Annotated in this window: 1 protein-coding gene; it reads left to right on the forward strand. The window is 41.8% G+C overall.

Annotated elements, in window-relative coordinates; translation table 11 throughout:
• Positions 1-162 (forward strand): KOW motif-containing protein (locus LJE08_RS15405; protein ID WP_227403573.1); only part of this gene is annotated, 162 nt, incomplete at its 5' end.
• Positions 163-306 lie beyond the last annotated feature (144 nt).

Consider the following 306-nt stretch of genomic DNA (forward strand, 5'->3'; position numbering starts at 1 on the left):
GTCGGCGATACGGTTAAGATTATTGCTGGATCATTTGCTGACATGGTTGGCAAGGTAACCGAAGTCGATCATGATAAGCTGAAACTGCGAGCTGAGATTGAAATGTTTGGCCGGCTGACTTCAGCTGAGGTTGGCTTTGATCAAATCGATTCAGTCGAATAATCAAGATATTTTTAATAGCTGACTATTGAAAAAACAGTGATTTAGTGGTATACTTCTCGAGTATGCTATTTAACGCATACAGTGGGAGGGGCAAATCTTACTACCCCATCATTACCACAACACGGACTAAGGAGGTTTTGTCTC

Origin of the sequence: Holdemanella sp. DFI.5.55 (assembly GCF_020593575.1) — a bacterium.
Lineage (GTDB): Bacteria > Bacillota_I > Bacilli_A > Erysipelotrichales > Erysipelotrichaceae > Holdemanella > Holdemanella hominis.